The sequence below is a fragment of the Paenibacillus sp. Soil750 genome (assembly GCF_001428045.1).
In the GTDB taxonomy this organism is placed as follows: Bacteria; Bacillota; Bacilli; order Paenibacillales; family NBRC-103111; genus Paenibacillus_E; species Paenibacillus_E allorhizoplanae.
In genome coordinates this window covers 1,211,877-1,231,602 of sequence record NZ_LMSD01000012.1, presented here as the reverse complement: position 1 = coordinate 1,231,602, position 19,726 = coordinate 1,211,877, and the positions used below count along the sequence as shown (strand labels likewise).

The window sequence follows — 19,726 nt, the reverse complement described above, 5'->3', positions numbered from 1 at the left end:
GATCATACCCATAAGAGCTGAGGTGACTGAAGTCTTATTACTGGTGTGATCATAATCATGGAGGTGTGTCTCGAAATGTTGAAGAAGATGACAAGAGTACGGGAAAGTCGTGTTGTTAAAAAGGTCCTAGCGCTGGTCATGATTGCGACGCTGCTTATCAGTATCGTCCCGATTGGAATGACAGCCGTTTATGCAGCTGCAGGTGATGTGCTAGGCGCTGAGGAGATTGGTGTAATCCTAGATGATCAAGATCCGGGTGTCACATACACGGGGCTTGCGGCTCCGCCAAGCGTGGCGAACTTCATTCAAGGAGCAAGTGGAACGTATCAAAGCAGATTTACTTATGCGAATTTGAACAAGGCTACGCCTCAAAGCATGACGTTTGCACCTCAGTTTCCGCAGGATGGCATGTACGCCTTCTATGTAAGGAAGCCTGCAACGACTCGCTGGTATGCGGGCAACGTTCCGTATAAGATTACGCATGCCGCAGGTGAACATGTTATTAACAACCCGAGTTCAGGCAACGGGACAGATGCATGGGTGCCATACGGTGTATACCCTTTCCGAAGCGGGCAGACGTATCCAATCATAGCAGGCGGAACCGGGTATCAGTATTTCCCTCCAGTGGCGCCTGCAGCTAATGGTACGATTCCCATCGCAATCGACGGCATCAAGTTTGTCAAAGTCGGTGAGCTGCCAGACCAAGCGGGATTGGATGCCATCCAAGTTGCGCGTGATGCCGACATGTCAGCTTCCATGAATCAATGGGCAATCGATCTGGAAAAAGAAAAGTACGAATCGACGAGTACGATTGCGGGAAGCACGACAGTAGGTGCGAACGTGTATGAACAAGTTCTTCGATTGAAGACGGGGAGTACAAGTAATCCTGAGATTCAAATTACCGCAGTAGCTCCTATTGACGGTACATATTTGAAAGTGGCAGACGGTAAACTGCTACTAAAAGCTAAGAATTTAACAACTTCGGATGTAAATGAAAACGCTACCATCAAACTCAGTCTTGGTAATGCATCAGCTACGATTAACCTCGCAGTAACGATTGCGCCAAGTCCAGTCACGAACGCTGGTGATGATGGCAATTTCACAGATACCCCTACTTGGTATCGCGATTATGCGCCGGGTATATTCAACCCAAACGAGGGGACGATAGAGCTTCGATTGCGTTTGGATAAGCCTTACGAGGAATTCGGCAACACTTGGGATTTCCTGTTTAAATTAATCCCGGAACAAAGTGGTCCCGGTAATACATTGATTCAGGCGCATATTCCGCCGCCGACTAAGAAGCCTACCGGTACGAATGCCGTGTACGAACAACCGCTTACCTTCTTTGTAAGAAACGGCGAAGGTACCAATGGCGCTTATGCGTATGCGCAGCCGAATCAGCTCAGTTATCAAATCGGTCAGCCGTTCAATCTGGCATTTTCCTGGAAAATGGGGAGTGGCGGTTATGCCGCCATATATAAAGATGGTGTTGAAATTACACCTCCAACTCCTGTAACTGCAGCAGCAGTATTGGAGAAGTTCATGCCCTACGAATTCATGGTAGAACGCAGCAGTCCTTTCAATATCAGTCAGGTTAAGATTTCGACCAAAGCGCTAAGTTCAGGTGAGTTGGAGCACACGGCACAGACTTTCAGCCGAGGAACGGATACAGCACTTCTTGCTGACATTACCTATGGTCAAGACATTCAATCCCAAAAGTTTATGACACCATGGCATAACTCATCTAAGTATAGTGTAGTAAAGCCTGCATTCCGCAATGAGAAACAGGTTTACTATTCAGGCGAAGATGCTGTCTATCCCATGATGACGGTGAATTATGGGGATAGCGCCAAGACCTTCGACGTAAGCATTAAAGCAACTGACCCATACGGGAAGGTGGAATTTACCGAGTCCTACCCTAATGTGCAAGTAGCTGCTGGAGGTACGTATCACATCGAAAATCTGGCCCTTCCTATGTTGAAGAATAAGATAGGCTTCTGGTATTTGGAAACGACGGTAAGTTCAAGCGGTTCCGCCCCCATTGTCTATAAGAGTGGGATATCGAAAGTACCCGCAGATGAATCGGGAGTGGCAGATGGTAAATATGCCAATTATTATGGACAGCACGCGAATTACGACTATGATATGTCCGCATGGACCAAAATTCATACGAGTGCCACGCGCGGTTGGGAAGGTGCGTTACAGTTCTTATGGTATGCCGTTGAGCCTACGAAGGGCAATTTCGATTGGGTCAAAAGCGATGCTTACGTCGAGAGAGCACAAGAGGCAGGAATGGATGTGCTCGCCGTCCTTGGTTACCCGTCCGATTGGGCATCTACCAGACCTTCCGAACAGGATATTCAAGCAGGCTTAAACGACCTTATGTATCGAGCGGAGCGTTGGGTGCCTAAGGATATCAAGTATACGAATGGAGTTCCTGGAACTGGCGAGGATTGGAGCAACTATGTGTACCAGACAATGAAGCGCTATGCTGGCAAAGTGAAATATTGGGAGATCGTCAACGAGGTGAATTTCCACCCAACTTTGAATCCCAAGACCATTGCAGCTGGCTTCTCCGGTACGAACGAAGAGTATATCTTGATGCAAAAAATTGCCTACGAACAAGCACAGCGAGTGAAATCCGAGTATAAGATGGCAACAGGTCAAGACCTTGAGCTCTTCGTAACAACTAGTGGATTTGCAACGCCTGACCCGGCTGCGGATCGTCAGTTGGCTGTTGATATGCTCAAAGGAGATAACGTTAACTATTACGATATTTACAATGTGCATGGATATAGTGGAACGGAGAAAATAGCGGATATACTTACTGCGTATGCTCAAGCCAAAACGACTCACCCGAATCTGCAATTGTGGCAGTCCGAAGTGTACCCACTTAATAGTACCTATACACCATGGCGCATTTATGACACGGTGTGGAATTACATGGATTTCTTGCGTGCAGGTACAGCTAAATATATCAACATGGGCACACCGGCCGAGGATACATTCGTCACACGACATTCTCAGTCGCCTACAGAAATGTATCAGACGTTAGCGACGTTGCAGCATCATACTCGTAAGGCTGACGAGTATTTAGGTTCTTATACTGGCTTTGAAGGGGCTAATTTCCTCAAAGTTAATCACTATCTGAAACGTACGGATGGTAAATATTTAAGTGTACTATCAGCGGATGACCTCTTACTCTATGTGACTGTCGCCAACGCTGAGCAAATCGTTAGTGCGCAGGATGCCTACGGAAATGCGGTTCCTGTTACGGATTTCGATGGAACGAAACGGTTGTTGAAAAAGAATAGCTTGTTTATTGTCTCTCAAGCTCCATTACAAATCACGAAAGTCACGGGAGATGTGCCACTTGCGACAGTGAAGAATGGGGACTTCGAACGCGTAAGCGGAGACACAACTGGCGGTGCGTCCGCTGTGTTATTACCTGATTGGACGATGGGCTGGAACAGAGGTGTATATGGAACTAATGCCTATGTGACGAAGACTTCTCAATTTGCAGGACAGAACGCAGCTGAATTCAATTCGGCGGGAGCTCCGAGTAATAGAACGTTTATGTACCAGCAAGTATCTATCACGCAGCCTGGTACGTACGTGCTTTCCGCACAAATTAAAAAGCTGGATGGGAGCGATGTACAGCCAGAATTGAATATCTGGGACGGGACTCAGGATCATCAGCTTGCACCTGTTACGTTAACCAATCAGTATGTCAATTACAGTCAAACTTATGAAGTCACCGGGCCCATAAACCTGGTACTCAATGTTGGTATTCTTTCAGGAGTAGGTAAAGTTGTGTTTGATAACATTAGCTTAGAGCTGGTTCCAGAGAACGTTACTATCTCCATGGATAATTCAGATCCGACTGGCGTGACCCTCTTGGGCCAATGGGAAAACAGAACGAATGCAGATGCAAATAAAGGTAATTTTGCTTTAAATACAACAAAAAATGGCGCATCTAGCGTGAGCTACAAGCCAGTCATTCCAACTGACGGCATGTATGATGTTTATGTATGGCAGCATATAACGACTGGAACGCAGAATGCTCCTTTTACCATCCATCATGCGAACGGTTCTGAAACAGTCTTCGTGAATCAATCGCAAAATGGGAAGAGTTGGTATAAAATTGGCAGCTACCCTTTCCATAAAGGGGAATCAGGCAGCGTTGTTGTTACCAATTCTTATACACAAGGCAATTTTATTATAGCCGATGGCGTTCGCTTTACGCGTACGGGTCCAATACCGATTCCTAATCAGAACTTGAACAATAAGTTGACAGGTCCGGCTACCGTAGATGGAGGACAAAACTTCAAGGTTACATACAGTCTGGACAGTGTGACCGACAGCGTTTATGCGCTGGATACGACGGTAACCTACGACTCGACTAAATTGGATTTCATCTCAGCTGCTTCTTTGAAAGATGGGTTCAATATTGTATCTACGAGAACTTTAATTGCGGACCAAGTCCGCATCATTGCCTCAAGCCTAGGTGTAGCTACGGCTATACAGGCAGATAGTGATGTATTGGAGTTAACGTTCAAACCCAAAACTGGGACGAACGGCGGCGTAGATCTTCATGCAGCTTCAACTGCCGTTGTCGGTGCTGGACTTGAAAGATTACTAGCTTCCTTCAAGTTTACGGTTAACGTTCAATATGCGAACAAAACGAACTTAACTGCAGCAATTGTTGCCGCAGAAACGCTTTACAATGCTTCGGTGGTGGGAACGCTGATCGGACAGTATCCGGCAGGTTCCAAGGCGACGCTCCAATCGGCGATTAACGCAGCCAAGGCAGTAGAGGCTGACACTTCCGTGACCCAGGCACAGATCGACGCGGCAACGAGCTTACTTGTAGGAGCAGTAGACGCCTTTAAACTGACTGTGAACAAGCAGAAGCCTGAGGACTTAAACGGTGACAATCGGATTAGCGTTAGCGACCTCTACCCAATTTTAATCCATTATGGCAAAACTTCGGCAAGCCCGGATTGGTCGACTGCTCGCCAATACGATGTCAATCAGGATCTGAAGATTGATTATCTCGATATGGCCGCAGTTGCTATGAAAATCGAATAGCTATCCAGCTTCGGGAGATTGGTTATATGATGCCAAATCTCCCGAATCTTTTATTTTGTGCAAAGGAGCATTGAAAATGTTGTTAATACATAAACCGAAGCTTAAGCAAAGCGCCCTTCTCCTATCTATTTGTTTGGTGCTATGTTTTCTTATATATCCATTCCCGGCTCATGCCAATTCGTTGCCATCATCATCCGATTACACCCTATCAGCAAGTACGAGTTCACCACAGGTAGGGGGCAGTTTCACGGTAACAGCGACAGCGCAGGTTTCGGAGCTATATGCTTTTGAGGCGATATTCACCTACAATCCGCAAAAGATTAAACTGATCCGTGCGGAATCAGCTGCTAATGGAAATCTGATAAAACCTGATGGAGGTGAGGGGAAAATCATTCTTGCATGGTCAAAGGAAGGAAATGAACAGCTGACTAACGGTACCGTGAGAATGGCTGAACTTACTTTCAACGTACTGAAAGAAGGGGAGACGGAGGCCATCTGGCAATCACTGAGGATTGCTAATCGCAGTTTGCAGGAAGTGGCCGTATCCCCAGGAGTTTCACTTCGGACTAATGTTCGAACTGAATCTGGTTCAGGTGACGTCGGGAATGTAGGTGGTGTAAATGTGCCTAATACGGTTGGGAGTGGGAAAGAGCCGGCGCTTTTAGCCCCAGAAGCAGCCATTATCACGAATCCCGCTCAAACCAGTCGATTTTCGGAGCAAGCAGTTAGCCTCACATCCGAACCAGGTAATCATGTGCGCGTTGCTTTAAATGTGGAGCAAGTATTGAAAGAAATCCATTCAACTAATGGGAAATCTACGTTCGTCATCATGATTCCAACACAGGAGTCGGCATCTATTACAGTGGATGTAGCCTCTGAGGTTCTACAAGCGATTCAATCTAAAAGTGGGGGAAGTGGTTCTCTTGTCATTTCGAGCTCTGTCGGCATGTATAAACTGCCAATTGATCAACTCAAACTTGATGCGAGTTCAAAGGTTACGATAACAATAGCCCTCGTGTCAGAAGAACAAGCGCACGCAATGGGGACGATTGTTGCTGATGAAGGCTTTACGCTAGCTGGTGCGCCAGTCGACTTCTCCGTTTCGATCCTAGATGCCTCCGGTCAAGTAACGGAGATGCATGACTATGAAAGCGCGTTTGCTGCTCGTACGTTACCTGCAGGGCATATGGATCCTGATAAATCCGCAGCGGTTATATTCCGTGCAGACGGCACTTTGGCCCCGGTTCCAACCTTGTTCGTCAAGCAACCAGATGGCTCCTATATGGCACTTATCCAACGGATGGGGAATAGTACTTATGGGCTTATTACGGGGAGCCGAACATTTGAAGACTTGAGCGGTCATTGGTCTAAAGGGGATATTGAAAGCATGGCGGGCCGCTTGCTCGTAAATGGGGATACGGAGGGAAGATTCCGTCCAGACGATGCGATAACCAGAGCTGAATTTGCTAAGTTGCTAACGAATGCGCTTGCCCTGCCGGACAAAGGTAACAGCATGACTTTCCGTGATGTAGAACCATCCGCATGGTATTCCCGTTCTCTCCTCACTGCGGTGTCCTTCGGCTTGATTAAAGGCTATGATGGAGGAGTATTCCGACCTGATTCATTCGTCTCGCGGGAGGAGATCGCCGTCATACTGGACCGGGTACTTCACTTAACGGGATATAAGTACGATTCACCTGTTCCAAATATTCACTTGTTAGATATGGATCAACTAAACGAATGGTCGAAGGACGCTATTCAAACGATGTTGGGACTGGGCATCATTACTGGGGATCAGAGTAACATGATCCAACCTTCACAATCGGCGACACGTGCGGAAGCGGCTGTTATGCTGAAACGCATGTTAATTAAACTTTCTTTTATAAATGAGTAAGTGGAATTCCACCAACAGTCTTATGAACATTGATTACCCTACATTCTAATTGAGCAAATCCATCAGAGTAAGATACAATGAAGAGAACGCTCTCAAATTGCCAAGGAGGTCCCTGCCCATGTATACAATGATGCTTGTCGACGACGATTATATTTCGAGGGAAGGCCTGCGAGATCTCATCGACTGGGATAGTCTGGGTATCGAGATTACAGGTGAAGCGGAAGACGGGGCGGAAGCTCTGCTCGTTGCCCGCGACCTGCGGCCCAATATCGTGATTACGGATGTTGTGATGCCAGTGATGGACGGCATTCAATTTGTAGACAAGTTGAAACATGAGCAGCCTGCGGTAATGGTGATCATGATAAGCGCTCATCAAGACATTCAGTATGTGAAGGCTTCAATTAAATTAGATGCGATTGATTATATATTGAAACCTTTTAATCGAGAGGAATTAAAGCAGGTAGTTGCCAAAGTTGTCGCTAAGTTGGATAAAGAAAGTGCCGAGAAGCAATTAAAGGACGATGTTAGCCAATATTATTCAGGCAGCATCTCATCTACGGGGTTGCCGGTGATTGTGGATTCCATAGAGAAGATCGTAGGATTGTGCAGCGCAGGGCAAACAGACGCACTAACGACTGAGGTTCAGCAGCTCTTTATTACGATTCGGCAATTGAAAATGGAAAGCATGCTGTTCCTAACGACCATATGCAGTGAGCTTCTGATTAAAGCGATACGCAAAGCATCCGTGCATGTAGATTCTGCCATAGCGCAAGAGGTGAAAGAGTCCTTGCACCAATTCAGAACGATGCAGAGCCCTCAGCAAATCGAGCTATTTGTGCTCGAAAAGCTGACCTATTTGGAGATGGCTTCCAATGAGTTGCGAAACAGCAAATCCCGAAGAATTATTCGGGATGTTGAGGGTATTATTCATAAAATTTACTATCAGAATCTGACCATTGGGCAGCTGGCGGCAGAAGTATTCATGTCTCCTGGGCATCTCCAGACGTTATTCAAAAAAGAAACAGGGCACACGATTAACGATTATATCACGCATGTACGATTAAAGAAGGCGCAGGAGCTGCTCAAGGACGCCTCAATTAAAATCTATGAAGTAGCCAATCAGGTCGGCTATCAGGACACGCACTATTTTACCAAAATTTTTAAAAAAGTGGTTGGCGTCAACCCTATGGAATATCGGGAGAAGATGCTATGAGAAAAGTGCTAAACAAGCTCAGTGGCATGTACTATAACATCAATTTGCGGACCAAGCTGGTTATTTCTTATTTAATTCTAATTATTATTCCGGTTATGGTATTGGTCTATTTCTCCTATATTACGATTCATAAATCGGTGGTTGAACAGACAGGCAAGGCTTATTTGGAAACCCTGAAGCAGGCAGAGAAAAACATTGCCTTCGGCATCGAAACTGCCTATAACATTGCCGATCTTACGCAAAGCAATTATGATATTCAACTGATTCTAAGAACGGTATCTGAACGAGCTCTGACTTCGGGGGAAGTGATTGATTTTTTCAATCTACTTAACAAAAATGTGAGCAATTACGTGGGCAAGAGCAATGTGCTCAAGGTTAGCTATTTTATGAAAGGAAATCCAACCTTCGTCTCGGCTAGCCCTAACTTTTTTGGGATAGACCAGCTTCAACTTGAGGCTGGTCTACAGCCACTTTTGGAAGGCAAAATCAAAGAAAAGTGGTTCTATGCAAGCGATGTGGAACATCTAAGCATCGTTCAAGGGGATGAGGTTCTCTTTATTAAAGAGATCAAGGATATCAACCGATTTCAGCATGTCCTTGGCTATGTGATGGTCGAGCTGGATGCCAAATTTATCTGGTCTATTCTGAATGATATTCGGCTTCCAGATGGAGCGGAAACACTTGTTATGTCCCCTAACAAGCGAATTGGAAGTACGCAATTACTGGCAGGGGGCAGCGGTGTAAGCGACCTCTTTTTGAAGTCTTTGCCAGAAGAGGAAGAGGGCATTGTCAGTTTCGGGCCTGAGGAGAGAACCAATTATGCTGTTTTCAGCAAGGCGAAAGGTCTGGATTGGCAGATTGCATTGCTAATGACGGAAACACATCTGGGTATGAACAGTAGGTGGATTCAGAACTTCATGCTCGCCTTGGCGGGGGTAGTGTCAATCATAGCTATCATTACCGCTTTAATTATTTCGGGCAGTATCACCAAACGGTTGAAAAAGTTGGTGAAGCTCATTAAGCATGCAGAAAAAGGGAGCTTTGAAACAGAGGACAATATCCGGGGAAATGATGAATATGCAAGATTACAGCGTTCTTTTAACAAGATGAGCACGCGAATTAAAGCCCTTATTGAAGAGGTGTATCAGGCCCAAATTAGCAAACAAGATGCGGAAATGAAACTGCTGTATGCGCAAATCAATCCGCACTTTTTGTATAATACTTTGGATATTATTCAATGGAGCGCCCTACGAATAGACGCGAAAGAAATCGCAGAATTAACCGAATCACTTGCTAAGTTTTTGAGGTTAAGTTTGAACGAAGGCAAGGAGCATATCTCCGTTGCTGAAGAGGTTATGGAGGTCAGCAAATATATGCAGATCATCAATTACCGCTATCGAGGAGCCATCCAGTTCATAACGAACGTCGAAGAGGGTCTAGAAGAGAAGATCATGATCAAAATGATTTTACAGCCACTGGTTGAAAATGCCGTTATTCATGGCATCAGACCCAAAAAAGGGAAAGCTGGAACCATTGTTGTCCGTGCTTATCAGGAAGACGCCTACATGTATTTGGAGGTCATCGATGATGGCGTCGGGATACCTACAGAGAGGCTTCAGCAACTGTTTGAAACGGAGACCAGAGGGTATGGCGTGAAGAACGTGCATCAGCGTATACAAGTTTATTATGGCATGGAATGTGGCTTACAGTTTTACAGCGAACCCGGTATGGGCTGTCGTGCCGTTGCGAAACTAAAGATTTCGGGGAGTCTATAATCCGTATTTTTGTCAGTGATATCTTACTTCTGTCCTGTTGTGGCTGATGGGTACATTTACGTAAAATAAAGCTATACAACAAGGAGTTGAGGTGATGAAATGGCAAAGATTACACCCTCCCATGCGATCAAGTCTCTAGAAGCAGGTGTGATCCCCAATACAAAAAATCGCCTGAAGGCAAGAATCGTACATAATCTGGATTTATATCTGATTATTTCGATACCCTTACTGGTGCTTTTGATTTACAGTTATGTTCCGATGCTGGGGATCGTCATCGCATTTAAGAACTATCGGGTATTTGACGGCATACTGGATAGCAAGTGGGTAGGGCTGGCTCATTTTCGAACATTGTTGACCGATCCTAAATTTTTTAGCGTGTTGAGCAATACAATGTTGATCAATCTGTTCAAATTTATTTTTCAGTTTCCTCTGCCCATTATCTTGGCGCTGCTACTGAATGAAGTCAGGTCGGGTTTGGTTAAACGCATGACGCAAACGCTTACCTATCTGCCACATTTTCTATCGTGGGTCGTTATTGCAGGAATTTTTGTGGATATCCTGTCCCCAAGTACAGGCATTATCAATGGCATCCTGAAGGCATTCGACATTTCGCCGATTTCATTTCTTGGCGATGATAGCTACTTCCGAAGTGTGCTCGTCGCATCAACGGCGTGGAAAGAAACCGGTTGGAGCGCCATCATTTACTTGGCCGCTTTAACATCCATCGATCCTGATCTGTATGCCGCTTCCAGCGTTGATGGTGCAGGTAAGCTCAGACAAACGTGGCATATTACGCTCCCTGGCATATCCAGCACGATCGTCTTCATTATTATTCTAAGGGTGTCTACCTTATTGGGCAGCGATACAGAACAGGTGCTACTGCTGTACAATCCCCTTGTATACAATGTTGGGGATGTCATCGGAACCTATGTATACCGCGAAGGGATTCAGAACGGTAGTTACAGCTATACAACCGCAGTCGGTTTGTTTGTATCCGTTATTGGATTTACCTTGATGGTTACGGCCAATAAGATTAGTCGCAAGTATTCGAACCGAGGGATATGGTAAATAAGCAGCAGAGAGGAGCAAATAGCTTTGTTCGACAAGAGGATGAAGACCGGGGAAAAGGTATTTACGGTTGTTAATTACACATTGTTGATAACAGTAGGTCTCATTTGTGTCCTACCGTTTATCACACTGTTAGCGAAATCGGTTAGTGAGGAAGCTTATGTCGTCAGCGGTCAGGTTAGCTTATGGCCAATGGGCTTTCAGCTAAAAGCTTACCAAGTGTTGTTATCAGGCATTGATTTTCGCACTGCGTTTACGAACAGCTTGTTCGTCGCCGTTCTGGGTACGGCCATTCAAGTGTTCTTTACAGCTTGTGTGGGGTATGCCATTGCGAAAAGGGATTTGGTAGGCCGCAAAGCGATCAATATTCTGTATGTGTTCACGATGCTGTTCAACGGCGGAATGATCCCTACCTATATGGTTATCAAAAATACCGGATTAATTAACCATCTGTGGGTACTTGTCATTCCGGGGATGGTGAGCGCTTTCAATCTCATTCTGGTACGAAATTACTTTGAGTCTCTGCCCTATAGCCTAGAGGAATCAGCGAGAATTGATGGAGCGGGCAATCTCACCATCCTATTCCGCATCATGCTTCCGATCTCCAAGCCTTTGCTAGCGACAATTGCGATTTTCAGCGCAGTAGGGATTTGGAACAATTACATGGACCCTTTAATGTATTTAACGAAAAAAGAGGTTCAGGTTCTGCCTTTATTTTTGCAAAACGTAGTGGCCGCAGCCAATAAGAACGGTTTGGAAAACCCTGAGCAATTGGCCAATATCGCATCGGAGACATTCAGAGCCGCAGCCATCTTTGTTTCTTCGATACCGATTCTGCTCGTTTATCCTTTTCTACAAAAGTATTTTGTCACAGGCTTAACGCTAGGTGCTGTTAAACAATAGCTACATATTTGAAGGGGGAAATAAATATGCGGAAAAGATTAAACAAATGGTCCACGACAACGTTACTAGTTGCACTTGCAGCCTCGGTATCTCTTGCTGGTTGCAGTAATGAAGCGAAGCCAGAAAGCAAGGAAACGAAAGAGGCGACTGCTACCCAAGGCCCAAAACTGAATAAGGCGGCCAAAATCAGAATAGCCGTTCCCGACAATGCAGGAGTCAAAGGCTATGAGCAAGGAGCAAGTGCAAACGATAATCAATTTTTGAACATGATCAAAGAGAAAACAGGTTACAGCAATATTGAATGGAATGTCATTCCGGCTGCGAATCAATTGGATACGTATAATTTGATGTTTGCTTCTGGTGATGTGTATGATCTCATTTATACGAATGATTTGAATATTTTCAAACGTTTCAGTGCTCAGGGAGCTCTCCTGCCAGTGGACGATGCGATCAAGCAATTCGGTAGCGAGGTGGATAAATTAGTTACCGAGAATGCATGGACGGCTGTATCGTTGGAAGGGAAGAAATATGCCATCCCTGTTCCTCCGTTTCAGAAATTCGAAAACGTAGATCTAGGCGCAGGATTTCTAGCCAGACAAGATTGGATGGATAAGCTGGGACTGAAGGCGCCCAAAAACCTGGATGAACTGTATACATTCTTGAAGACGATGAAGGAGAAAGATCCAAGTGGCAAGGGAACCATACCGTACGTAGCAGCAGCTGGCAATAACGGGAATCCACTTGATGGGCTAGATGTCATTACCGCCGCTTTTGGAATGTCCGGCATAAATAACCTCGCTGTCCCTTTCATTGTTAAGGATGGCAAGCTGGTTGATGCACAAGATGCGAATCTGAAGGATTTGCTGACCTACCTGAATAAGCTCTACAAAGAAGGCTTGATTGACAATGAGTACCTATTCAACAAGACACAGCAAGTGACCGAGAAGATGTCGGCGGGGAAAGCAGCAGCCGTTTATGCAGGCTACTGGGATCCTGCTACCTACCAGGCAGGTTTAAGTAAAACAGATGCTAATGCGAAATTAAGCTTCTTGCCTACAGTAGAAGGAAAAGATGGACAGAAAGGCTATACAATGCCTGCTCCTGTATCCAACTTCTATATCATTCCTAAAAGTTCGAAAAATGCGAACGAAGCTGTGGATCTACTGAACACCTATTTGAAAGATAAGGATTTGCAGAAGTTTGTCAATTTCGGTAAAGAAGGCGTTCATTATGACATGGTAAACGGTGCGCTGAGCCCGAAGAAACCTGCTTATGATCAAATCATCTATAAACTGTATTATAGAATGTGGAATACGCCGGACATCTGGCTGCCTAACGCATTACTTGGCGGATATGAGCCAGCTATGAAAAGCTTCGCTCAAGCGGGTGCGCAGCTGACTGCATTCAATATCAACCAGTACAGACCGCAGACCGAAGTCGAACTTGCCAAAGGTAGAGCGTTGATTGACCTGAGAAATGAGTACGTTGCCAAAATCATTAACGGTGCATTACCGCTTACAGCATTAGATGAGTATTTTAAAAAGGCGGATGCTGCCGGCAGACAAGATGTTATCAAAGCATCGCAGGATTGGTTTACCAAAGAAGGCAAGGCTATTCATGATAAATTGAATAAGAAGTAGTGTTTAGTCCTTCGGAAATTCAAAGCAGAGCAGTTCACCTTATTGGGGAACTGCTCTGCTTTGATATTGTGCGGGCATAGGTCTTCGTTGGGTGGCCTGTCACTGTGAATAGATGGATTTTCTACAGTTAAATTTATGGATTTTCCGGGTATATGCGGAATAGATGGAGAACCTACAGGTAATTTTAGCCATTCTACCCAATCTGAGCAAAAGAGGCAGTTTTAACTACAGGTTATACAGTTAAATCGAGTTTTCGGGTAAATATCTCATAAATAGCTGTATATTTTCCAGTTAAACCTAAACGCTGGGAATTAAAAACTCCCCTCCCTCATTTTCAGTGAGAGAGGGGAAAGGGAGGGAGAGAGTGTGTGTGAGTGTGAATGTGAGAGCAAGAGCAAGAGCAAGAGAACAAGAAAGAGAGTGAGTGAGAAAGGCGTTTCGTGCACTTACTTCAGCTTGAACAATTGCCGAGCATTTTCGCTGAAAATTTTCTTCTTCTTCTCGAGCGGGAGCCGTTGCAGAATTTTCGTCGGATCATCGAAATCCCAATGTGGATAGTCGCTGGAGAAGAGCAGCATATTCTCGGCGTCGAACATATTGAACATCGCTTCGAGATGCTTGAAGTCATCCGGTTCCTCGATCGGCTGCGTCGTCATGAAGCAGTGGTCGCGCACATACTCGCTCGGCATTCGCTTCAGCCACGGCGTGGATGAGCGTAAGGCTTTGAAGTTCTTATCCAGCCGCCACAGTAGTGGAGGCAACCAGGTGACGCCCCCCTCGCAGAACACCACTTTAAACCCCGGATACTTCTCAAACACACCCTCGCACACGAAGCTAACCAAATGAGCCATAAAGGTTTGGGGCAAGCAAGTATGCCACTGCAAATAGTTGGACACATACCCGACCGCAGTCGGTGGGTTAAAGGTACCTGCGCCTTCGGCGCCCGGATGGATCATAAGCGGAAGCCCATTGCGCTCACATGCTTCGTAGATCGGATGGAAGAAACGCTGGCCGTACGGCATCCGGGCACCTCCGATCACACTGACCGCGACGATGTCTGGATGCGGACCGACCCGGTCTATCTCGCGCGCAGCTTCCAGGGGATCTTGGGTGCCGATGCACAAGTAACCCTTGAACTTCGGGCTAACGGGCAGCCATTCGGCGATTAGATAATCATTGTAGGCCCGGCATACGGCTGCAACGTGATCGCTGTCCGCATAACCAGACATGCCAATTATTGAATCGGAGCAAAGCAACGCGTAATCAAGGTTAAATGGTTCGACCAAGTGCTCGAGCATGTAATGCGGATCGGATCCCAACGGCAGCCCGCTAGGCGGATCCGCATCTTTTCGCTTGCTGCCAATCGGCGACGAATAGGGCAGCCCTGCTCCGGGAATACCGAACCTTTCGGCATGACTTTTCCAAGGCTCATCGAGATAAGGGATCAAGTCGTTTCTACTACGGAACTGATTGTGCACATCACAGTCAATGACAGGCAATTTTTCTTTGTTCGAAATCATCTCGTTTCTCCTCCTTATTAACCAATCACGATGCCAATTTGTCCATCTTCTACGACGACGGGGTAGGTGCGTGTCCTCACTTTATCACTGAACAATGATTTGCCCGTCTTGAGATCGAACTCCCACCCATGCCAAGGGCAACGTAATATTTCTTGATCGCGCCCATAGATAAATTCATAAACTTGAGATTCAAGTGTTGTTCCGCAGACCACGCCTTTGCATAATTCAGCCCCTTGATGAGGGCAATAATTATGTACGGCATAATAGTCACCTTTCACGTTATAGACCCCGATGGAGCGTTGTTCAATTTGTACGATTTTGAATGCGCCGGAAGGAATTTCTTCTATGGAAGCGACCGGATATATGGCCATCATGTTCAGCCCCTTTAAGCTTTGTTAGATTAATCTTAAGTGAATAGCTGAAAAATAACTATTGCGGAAACAACTGTTTTTTGTATAATTCTAAGGTATAGATGGAAGGGGCGATACTTGATATGATGCAGCTCGTATCCGTGTTTATTGATGATATGGACGTGGATTGGAAAAAGGTGGAGGAGCCGACCTTGACAGACATGTTGATTCTTGTGACGCACGGGAAAGTGAATTATGTGGTGGACGGGGAACCGGTTCATCTGGAGAAAGGCGACTTTCTATATATCCGACAAGGTGTCAAGCGCTCTGGAACGAATGCACCAGACGGCCCGCATGTGAAGTATTCCTCGCATTTTCATTTGCACACTGGACAGTCTGGCCAGGAAATGAAAGCGCTATCTAATATTGACCCCTACCGGAAGGTGAAAGCACAGCAATTCGATTACGTCAAACAGCGTTTTAGCACGCTTGCGCAGCATTGGTTCGGCCAGCGTGAGCATGCCGACATCATCTGCACCGGAATCGCCACTGAGCTGTTTGGCTATTTCGTGCAGGAAACGTCGGAAGAGCGATTTGGCTTTGCCAAGCTAAGACTTATGCGTGAGGTTCAGGACTATATCTCTGCCCACTACCGCGATCGGATCCGCATTGAGGAGCTGTCCCGACTCGTGGATCGCGCTCCCAATTATGTTACGCAAACGTTCAAGGAAGTGACGGGCATGACACCGATCACTTATCTGCATCACATTCGTGTGCATTCGGCACGCGATATGATCCTTAATACAAGAATGACAATCGGAGAGATTTCGGAGTATTTGGGATATAGCGATCAGGCTCATTTCAACCGTGTGTTCAAAAAAATAATGGGCCACCCGCCCTCAGCTGTGCAGCGGGAAGTCCAAAGAGGTGGCCTGCGATGAAGCTGCTTAATCGGCTGCATTCGATCCAATTCAAGCTAACGCTTACTTTTCTGCTTATTTTGCTGCCGCTTGTTAGCGTCAGTGTTTTTGCCAATAATTATTCCCAGTCCATTCTGGACGATCAGATTAATGACCGTACTCGAGGTGCGTTATTGACGACTCTCGAGTACGTGGATCAACTGACGAAAAACATGGATCAACAAACGCTGCTTATCTCACTGAATTCTTCCATTGTCGATATTTGGAATAATGTTGATAACCCTCTCAGTCCAGATCATCTGTACGGACTGCATACAGTCCAGCAGCAACTAAGCGCACTTACCAATGTGAATGGTTCTATCAAAGAAGCGTTTATCATTCATGGGGAAAGCGGGAACGGTGTATCCACAATGACCGGAGGCTTGAGATGGCCAGATGTGAAGCAGGAGTTTTGGTTCAAGCAAACGGTGAACTCGAATGGCGGACTTGTGGTGCATGTACCGACGGCCAAAGTCGGTGGACCGTCAGCCTATCTGAATAACGATATGATTTATTATTCCCGGCTACTCGATATGCAAAGCAACAGCAAGGAACCGAACGTGCTCGTGCTTGCCGTGGATAAGGCTTCCTTTCGCAAAATCATTCAACATCTTCAGACATCCGATAATATGAACATCAGATTGTCCTATAATAACGGTTTCGTGTTGGAGACAAATCCTGGCGCCATGCACGGTAATGGCAATGAGGCCGATGTGATGTCGATTAAAGAAGAGAGCAACTTCTGGTCGATCGAGCTGGAGCAACCGCGTTCGGAATTGTTCAAGCTGACGCATAGGCTGCAACAGTTCACGTATTTGATCATTGTTATCAGTATCATCATGGCCATATGGATTGCGTGGCTCGTCTATGTGGAAATTTCTAAACCTCTGCAGAAGTTGCTGGCGGCGTTCAAGCAGTTTAGCGGCGGCAGCCTGAATACACAAATTGTACATCGGCGGAAGGATAAATTCGGTGCCGTCATGAACGGCTTTAACCGGATGGCCGAAGCTCAACGGCTATTGATTGAGGAGGATTACGAGAAGGAGCTTCGGCTCGCCAAATCGGAGTTCAGCCTCCTGCAATCGCAGATTAACCCGCATTTTTTATACAATACGTTAGATTCGATCTACTCAGTTGCCTTTAAGAATAAAATTCACGAGATTAGCGAAATGGTTATCAATCTTGCTCGATTTTTTCGGGTCAGTCTCGGTAAGGGACGTGAGACGTTTACGCTGGAAGAGACGGTTCAGCACCTGATGTACTATATACGGGTACAGCAGATCCGGACGGATCATTTTACAGTTCAGATAATGCTGGAGGAATCAACCAAATCAATTCAAATCCTGAAGCTGCTCCTGCAGCCTGTTGTGGAGAATGCAATCATCCACGGGCTGGAGCGAAACTCCAGTGGTGGCGAACTGCGGATTATCTCGAATCAGGCTGGCGATACCTTGTTGATACAGGTGGAGGACACAGGCATGGGGATTCCGTCGGAGAAAATGAAGCACCTGAGCAACGAGCTAAGCGCGATTACTAGCCATTCGTACCGGATTTCGAAGAGCAGCCCGCCTGATATGTATTTTGGGCTGAAAAATGTAAAGTCACGACTCAAACTGTACTACGGGGAACAGGCAGATCTGCACGTACACAGCGTGGAAAATGAGGGAACTCGGGTTACGATTACAATTCCATTAGGGAAGGACGAAGCGCGATGAAATTGTTAATTGTGGAAGATGAACTTTATGTCCGGGAGAGACTCGCGGAGGGGATCGAGTGGACTGAGGTGCAGATAGAACTGGCGGCTGCCGTGTCAACGGGCAAAGAAGCGATGTCCGTGCTTCAGAATGATCATATCGATATTGTGCTGACGGACATTCGGATGCCGGAGATGGATGGTCTGGAACTGGCGAGAATGGTCAAACGGCAGTACCCACATATTAAGCTGCTGATTTTGACCGGGCACGACGATTTTGACTACGCTCGGGAGAGCATTGAGCAAGGTGTATTCAAATATTTAATTAAACCAGCTGAGAATGAACAAATTGTGGAGGCTGTTCTGGAAGCGAAAGGACTGCGGGAAAAAGAGTTAAACGAAAAGCATAATACGACCCTGCTGGAAATGAGGTGGAACGAACATCTGCCCCATCTGAAGGAACTATTTTATAAAAATTGGTTGAATGGCCGGTATTCTGCCTGGGAAATCGATCGGAGGGGACATGACCTTGCCATTCGATTAGAGAACCTAAAGGCATTGCCCATTATTCTAGATATGGATCCAATACCTGAAGGAAACGAGCGGTTTGAGGTGAAGGACCGACAGTTGGTGCAGTTTTCACTGTTTACGATTGCCCGGGATGTGCTAGAGAATGAGAATTGCGTTGTTGTGCAGGATGATGATAGCTTGACAGCAGCTATTTTCTTCGCTTCTACGGACGTAGGTGACGAGGTGATGAAAGGGATAGTGAATGGACAGATACTTGCGCTGCTGGAGACGGTTAAGGACACACTGAAGCTGACTGCAAGTGCGGGAATAGGTACGCCGGTGGCTGAGAGTTCCTTGCTGCCCCGTGCTTACAAGATGTGCCGTCTTGCCCTGCAGGAGAGACTTATTCTCGGCAACGGCGTTGCGATTCCATATCGTGACGATACGCCCGAAGAGGATTCTTGGGATGCGCTACAAGAGATCGAACGTGAGTTTGAGGCGGTGATCGAAGCGGGCAGCCAGGAAGAGCGAAGAGAGGAACTCGTCCGTCGTATTATGGAGACGGGGTTCGCCAGCGGTATACCCGTGGTGGAAGCACGAGAGGTCTTGTTTCGGATGGCTTGCTTACTTGCACGGATTGTGCATGCGCAAGGCTGGACGCTGCGTGGTACGTTGAAGAGCGATTACGAGGACTTCGAGTCGTACACGTCTTTGCTTACCCGGGAACAGATCGAAGGCTGGTTGAATCGGATGGCTGGGCGAATTAGTTTGGCCATCGCACAGAGAAGGCAGTCCAGCTCTCAGCGGACCGCACATGAGGTTATGCGGTTTATTCAAGAGCATTTGCATAAGGAAGAGCTAAGTTTACATTTTGCAGCGGAAAGCATGTACATCAATTATTCGTACTTAAGCCGAATTTTCAAAGAAACGATTGGGGAATCGTTCTCCAGTTATGTGCTGCGGCTTCGGATGGAGCGGGCCAAGGAGTTATTGAGCACAGGAGTCAAGGTATCTGACGCCACGGAACAGGTTGGTTACCGTCATATGAACTATTTCTCCAAAAGCTTTCAGAAGTTCTGGGGCGTTAAACCGAGCGAGGTTAACAAATAA

Annotated in this window: 12 protein-coding genes; 10 read left to right on the top strand and 2 right to left on the bottom strand. The window is 46.3% G+C overall.

Annotated elements, in window-relative coordinates; genetic code table 11:
* Positions 1–75: 75 nt before the first annotated feature.
* From ASL11_RS17265 to ASL11_RS17235, 7 genes are all read left to right on the top strand, one after another.
* A complete protein-coding gene (locus ASL11_RS17265) occupies positions 76–5,091 on the top strand; it encodes a golvesin C-terminal-like domain-containing protein (RefSeq protein ID WP_056616913.1) in 5,016 nt (1,671 codons plus the stop codon).
* Between the two features lie 76 nt (positions 5,092–5,167).
* Positions 5,168–6,985 carry an S-layer homology domain-containing protein gene (locus tag ASL11_RS17260; RefSeq protein ID WP_056616910.1) on the top strand — a complete coding sequence of 606 codons (1,818 nt, stop codon included), beginning with the start codon at positions 5,168–5,170 and terminating at the stop codon, positions 6,983–6,985.
* 118 nt (positions 6,986–7,103) lie between these two features.
* Positions 7,104–8,198, top strand: a complete 1,095-nt coding sequence (locus tag ASL11_RS17255; protein ID WP_056616908.1) for a response regulator transcription factor — start codon at positions 7,104–7,106, stop codon at positions 8,196–8,198.
* Entirely contained in the window at positions 8,195–9,973 is a 1,779-nt protein-coding gene (locus tag ASL11_RS17250) for a sensor histidine kinase (RefSeq protein ID WP_056616905.1), read from the top strand. The genes ASL11_RS17255 and ASL11_RS17250 overlap by 4 nt, the downstream gene beginning before the upstream one ends.
* Positions 9,974–10,072: 99 nt before the next feature.
* Positions 10,073–11,041: an ABC transporter permease gene (locus tag ASL11_RS17245; protein WP_157256943.1), complete on the top strand. Its 969-nt coding sequence runs from the start codon at positions 10,073–10,075 to the stop codon at positions 11,039–11,041.
* Between the two features lie 27 nt (positions 11,042–11,068).
* Positions 11,069–11,944 (top strand): carbohydrate ABC transporter permease, encoded by an 876-nt coding sequence (locus ASL11_RS17240; RefSeq protein ID WP_056616903.1) that lies wholly within the window; start codon positions 11,069–11,071, stop codon positions 11,942–11,944.
* Between the two features lie 26 nt (positions 11,945–11,970).
* Positions 11,971–13,584: an extracellular solute-binding protein gene (locus tag ASL11_RS17235; protein WP_056616900.1), complete on the top strand. Its 1,614-nt coding sequence runs from the start codon at positions 11,971–11,973 to the stop codon at positions 13,582–13,584.
* A gap of 446 nt (positions 13,585–14,030) precedes the next feature.
* On the opposite strand, the gene ASL11_RS17230 is transcribed toward ASL11_RS17235, so the two are convergent.
* Both ASL11_RS17230 and ASL11_RS17225 read right to left on the bottom strand, forming a co-directional pair.
* Positions 14,031–15,104 (bottom strand): amidohydrolase family protein, encoded by a 1,074-nt coding sequence (locus ASL11_RS17230; RefSeq protein WP_056616897.1) that lies wholly within the window; start codon positions 15,102–15,104, stop codon positions 14,031–14,033.
* Positions 15,105–15,121: 17 nt separating this feature from the next.
* Positions 15,122–15,478, bottom strand: coding sequence for a Rieske (2Fe-2S) protein (locus tag ASL11_RS17225; protein WP_312886334.1), 357 nt, complete (start codon positions 15,476–15,478; stop codon positions 15,122–15,124).
* A 119-nt stretch (positions 15,479–15,597) separates the two neighbouring features.
* Here ASL11_RS17225 and ASL11_RS17220 point away from each other — a divergent pair, with 119 nt between their 5' ends.
* Genes ASL11_RS17220 through ASL11_RS17210 form a run of 3 tightly spaced genes read left to right on the top strand, consistent with a single transcriptional unit; the run spans position 15,598 to position 19,726 of the window.
* The gene (locus ASL11_RS17220) at positions 15,598–16,395 is read left to right on the top strand and encodes a helix-turn-helix domain-containing protein (RefSeq protein ID WP_056616887.1); all 798 of its coding nucleotides are present in this window, start codon (positions 15,598–15,600) and stop codon (positions 16,393–16,395) included.
* Entirely contained in the window at positions 16,392–18,128 is a 1,737-nt protein-coding gene (locus ASL11_RS17215; protein WP_056616884.1) for a sensor histidine kinase, read from the top strand. The genes ASL11_RS17220 and ASL11_RS17215 overlap by 4 nt, the downstream gene beginning before the upstream one ends.
* Entirely contained in the window at positions 18,125–19,726 is a 1,602-nt protein-coding gene (locus tag ASL11_RS17210) for a response regulator (RefSeq protein WP_056616881.1), read from the top strand. The genes ASL11_RS17215 and ASL11_RS17210 overlap by 4 nt, the downstream gene beginning before the upstream one ends.

Bases quoted from the DNA above. Each gene is read 5' to 3' on its own strand.
- ASL11_RS17265 (WP_056616913.1), top strand. From the start codon at position 76: ATGTTGAAGAAGATGACAAGAGTACGGGAAAGTCGTGTTGTTAAAAAG.
- ASL11_RS17260 (WP_056616910.1), top strand. From the start codon at position 5,168: ATGTTGTTAATACATAAACCGAAGCTTAAGCAAAGCGCCCTTCTCCTA.
- ASL11_RS17255 (WP_056616908.1), top strand. From the start codon at position 7,104: ATGTATACAATGATGCTTGTCGACGACGATTATATTTCGAGGGAAGGC.
- ASL11_RS17250 (WP_056616905.1), top strand. From the start codon at position 8,195: ATGAGAAAAGTGCTAAACAAGCTCAGTGGCATGTACTATAACATCAAT.
- ASL11_RS17245 (WP_157256943.1), top strand. From the start codon at position 10,073: ATGGCAAAGATTACACCCTCCCATGCGATCAAGTCTCTAGAAGCAGGT.
- ASL11_RS17235 (WP_056616900.1), top strand. From the start codon at position 11,971: ATGCGGAAAAGATTAAACAAATGGTCCACGACAACGTTACTAGTTGCA.
- ASL11_RS17230 (WP_056616897.1), bottom strand. From the start codon at position 15,104: ATGATTTCGAACAAAGAAAAATTGCCTGTCATTGACTGTGATGTGCAC.
- ASL11_RS17225 (WP_312886334.1), bottom strand. From the start codon at position 15,478: ATGATGGCCATATATCCGGTCGCTTCCATAGAAGAAATTCCTTCCGGC.
- ASL11_RS17220 (WP_056616887.1), top strand. From the start codon at position 15,598: ATGATGCAGCTCGTATCCGTGTTTATTGATGATATGGACGTGGATTGG.
- ASL11_RS17215 (WP_056616884.1), top strand. From the start codon at position 16,392: ATGAAGCTGCTTAATCGGCTGCATTCGATCCAATTCAAGCTAACGCTT.
- ASL11_RS17210 (WP_056616881.1), top strand. From the start codon at position 18,125: ATGAAATTGTTAATTGTGGAAGATGAACTTTATGTCCGGGAGAGACTC.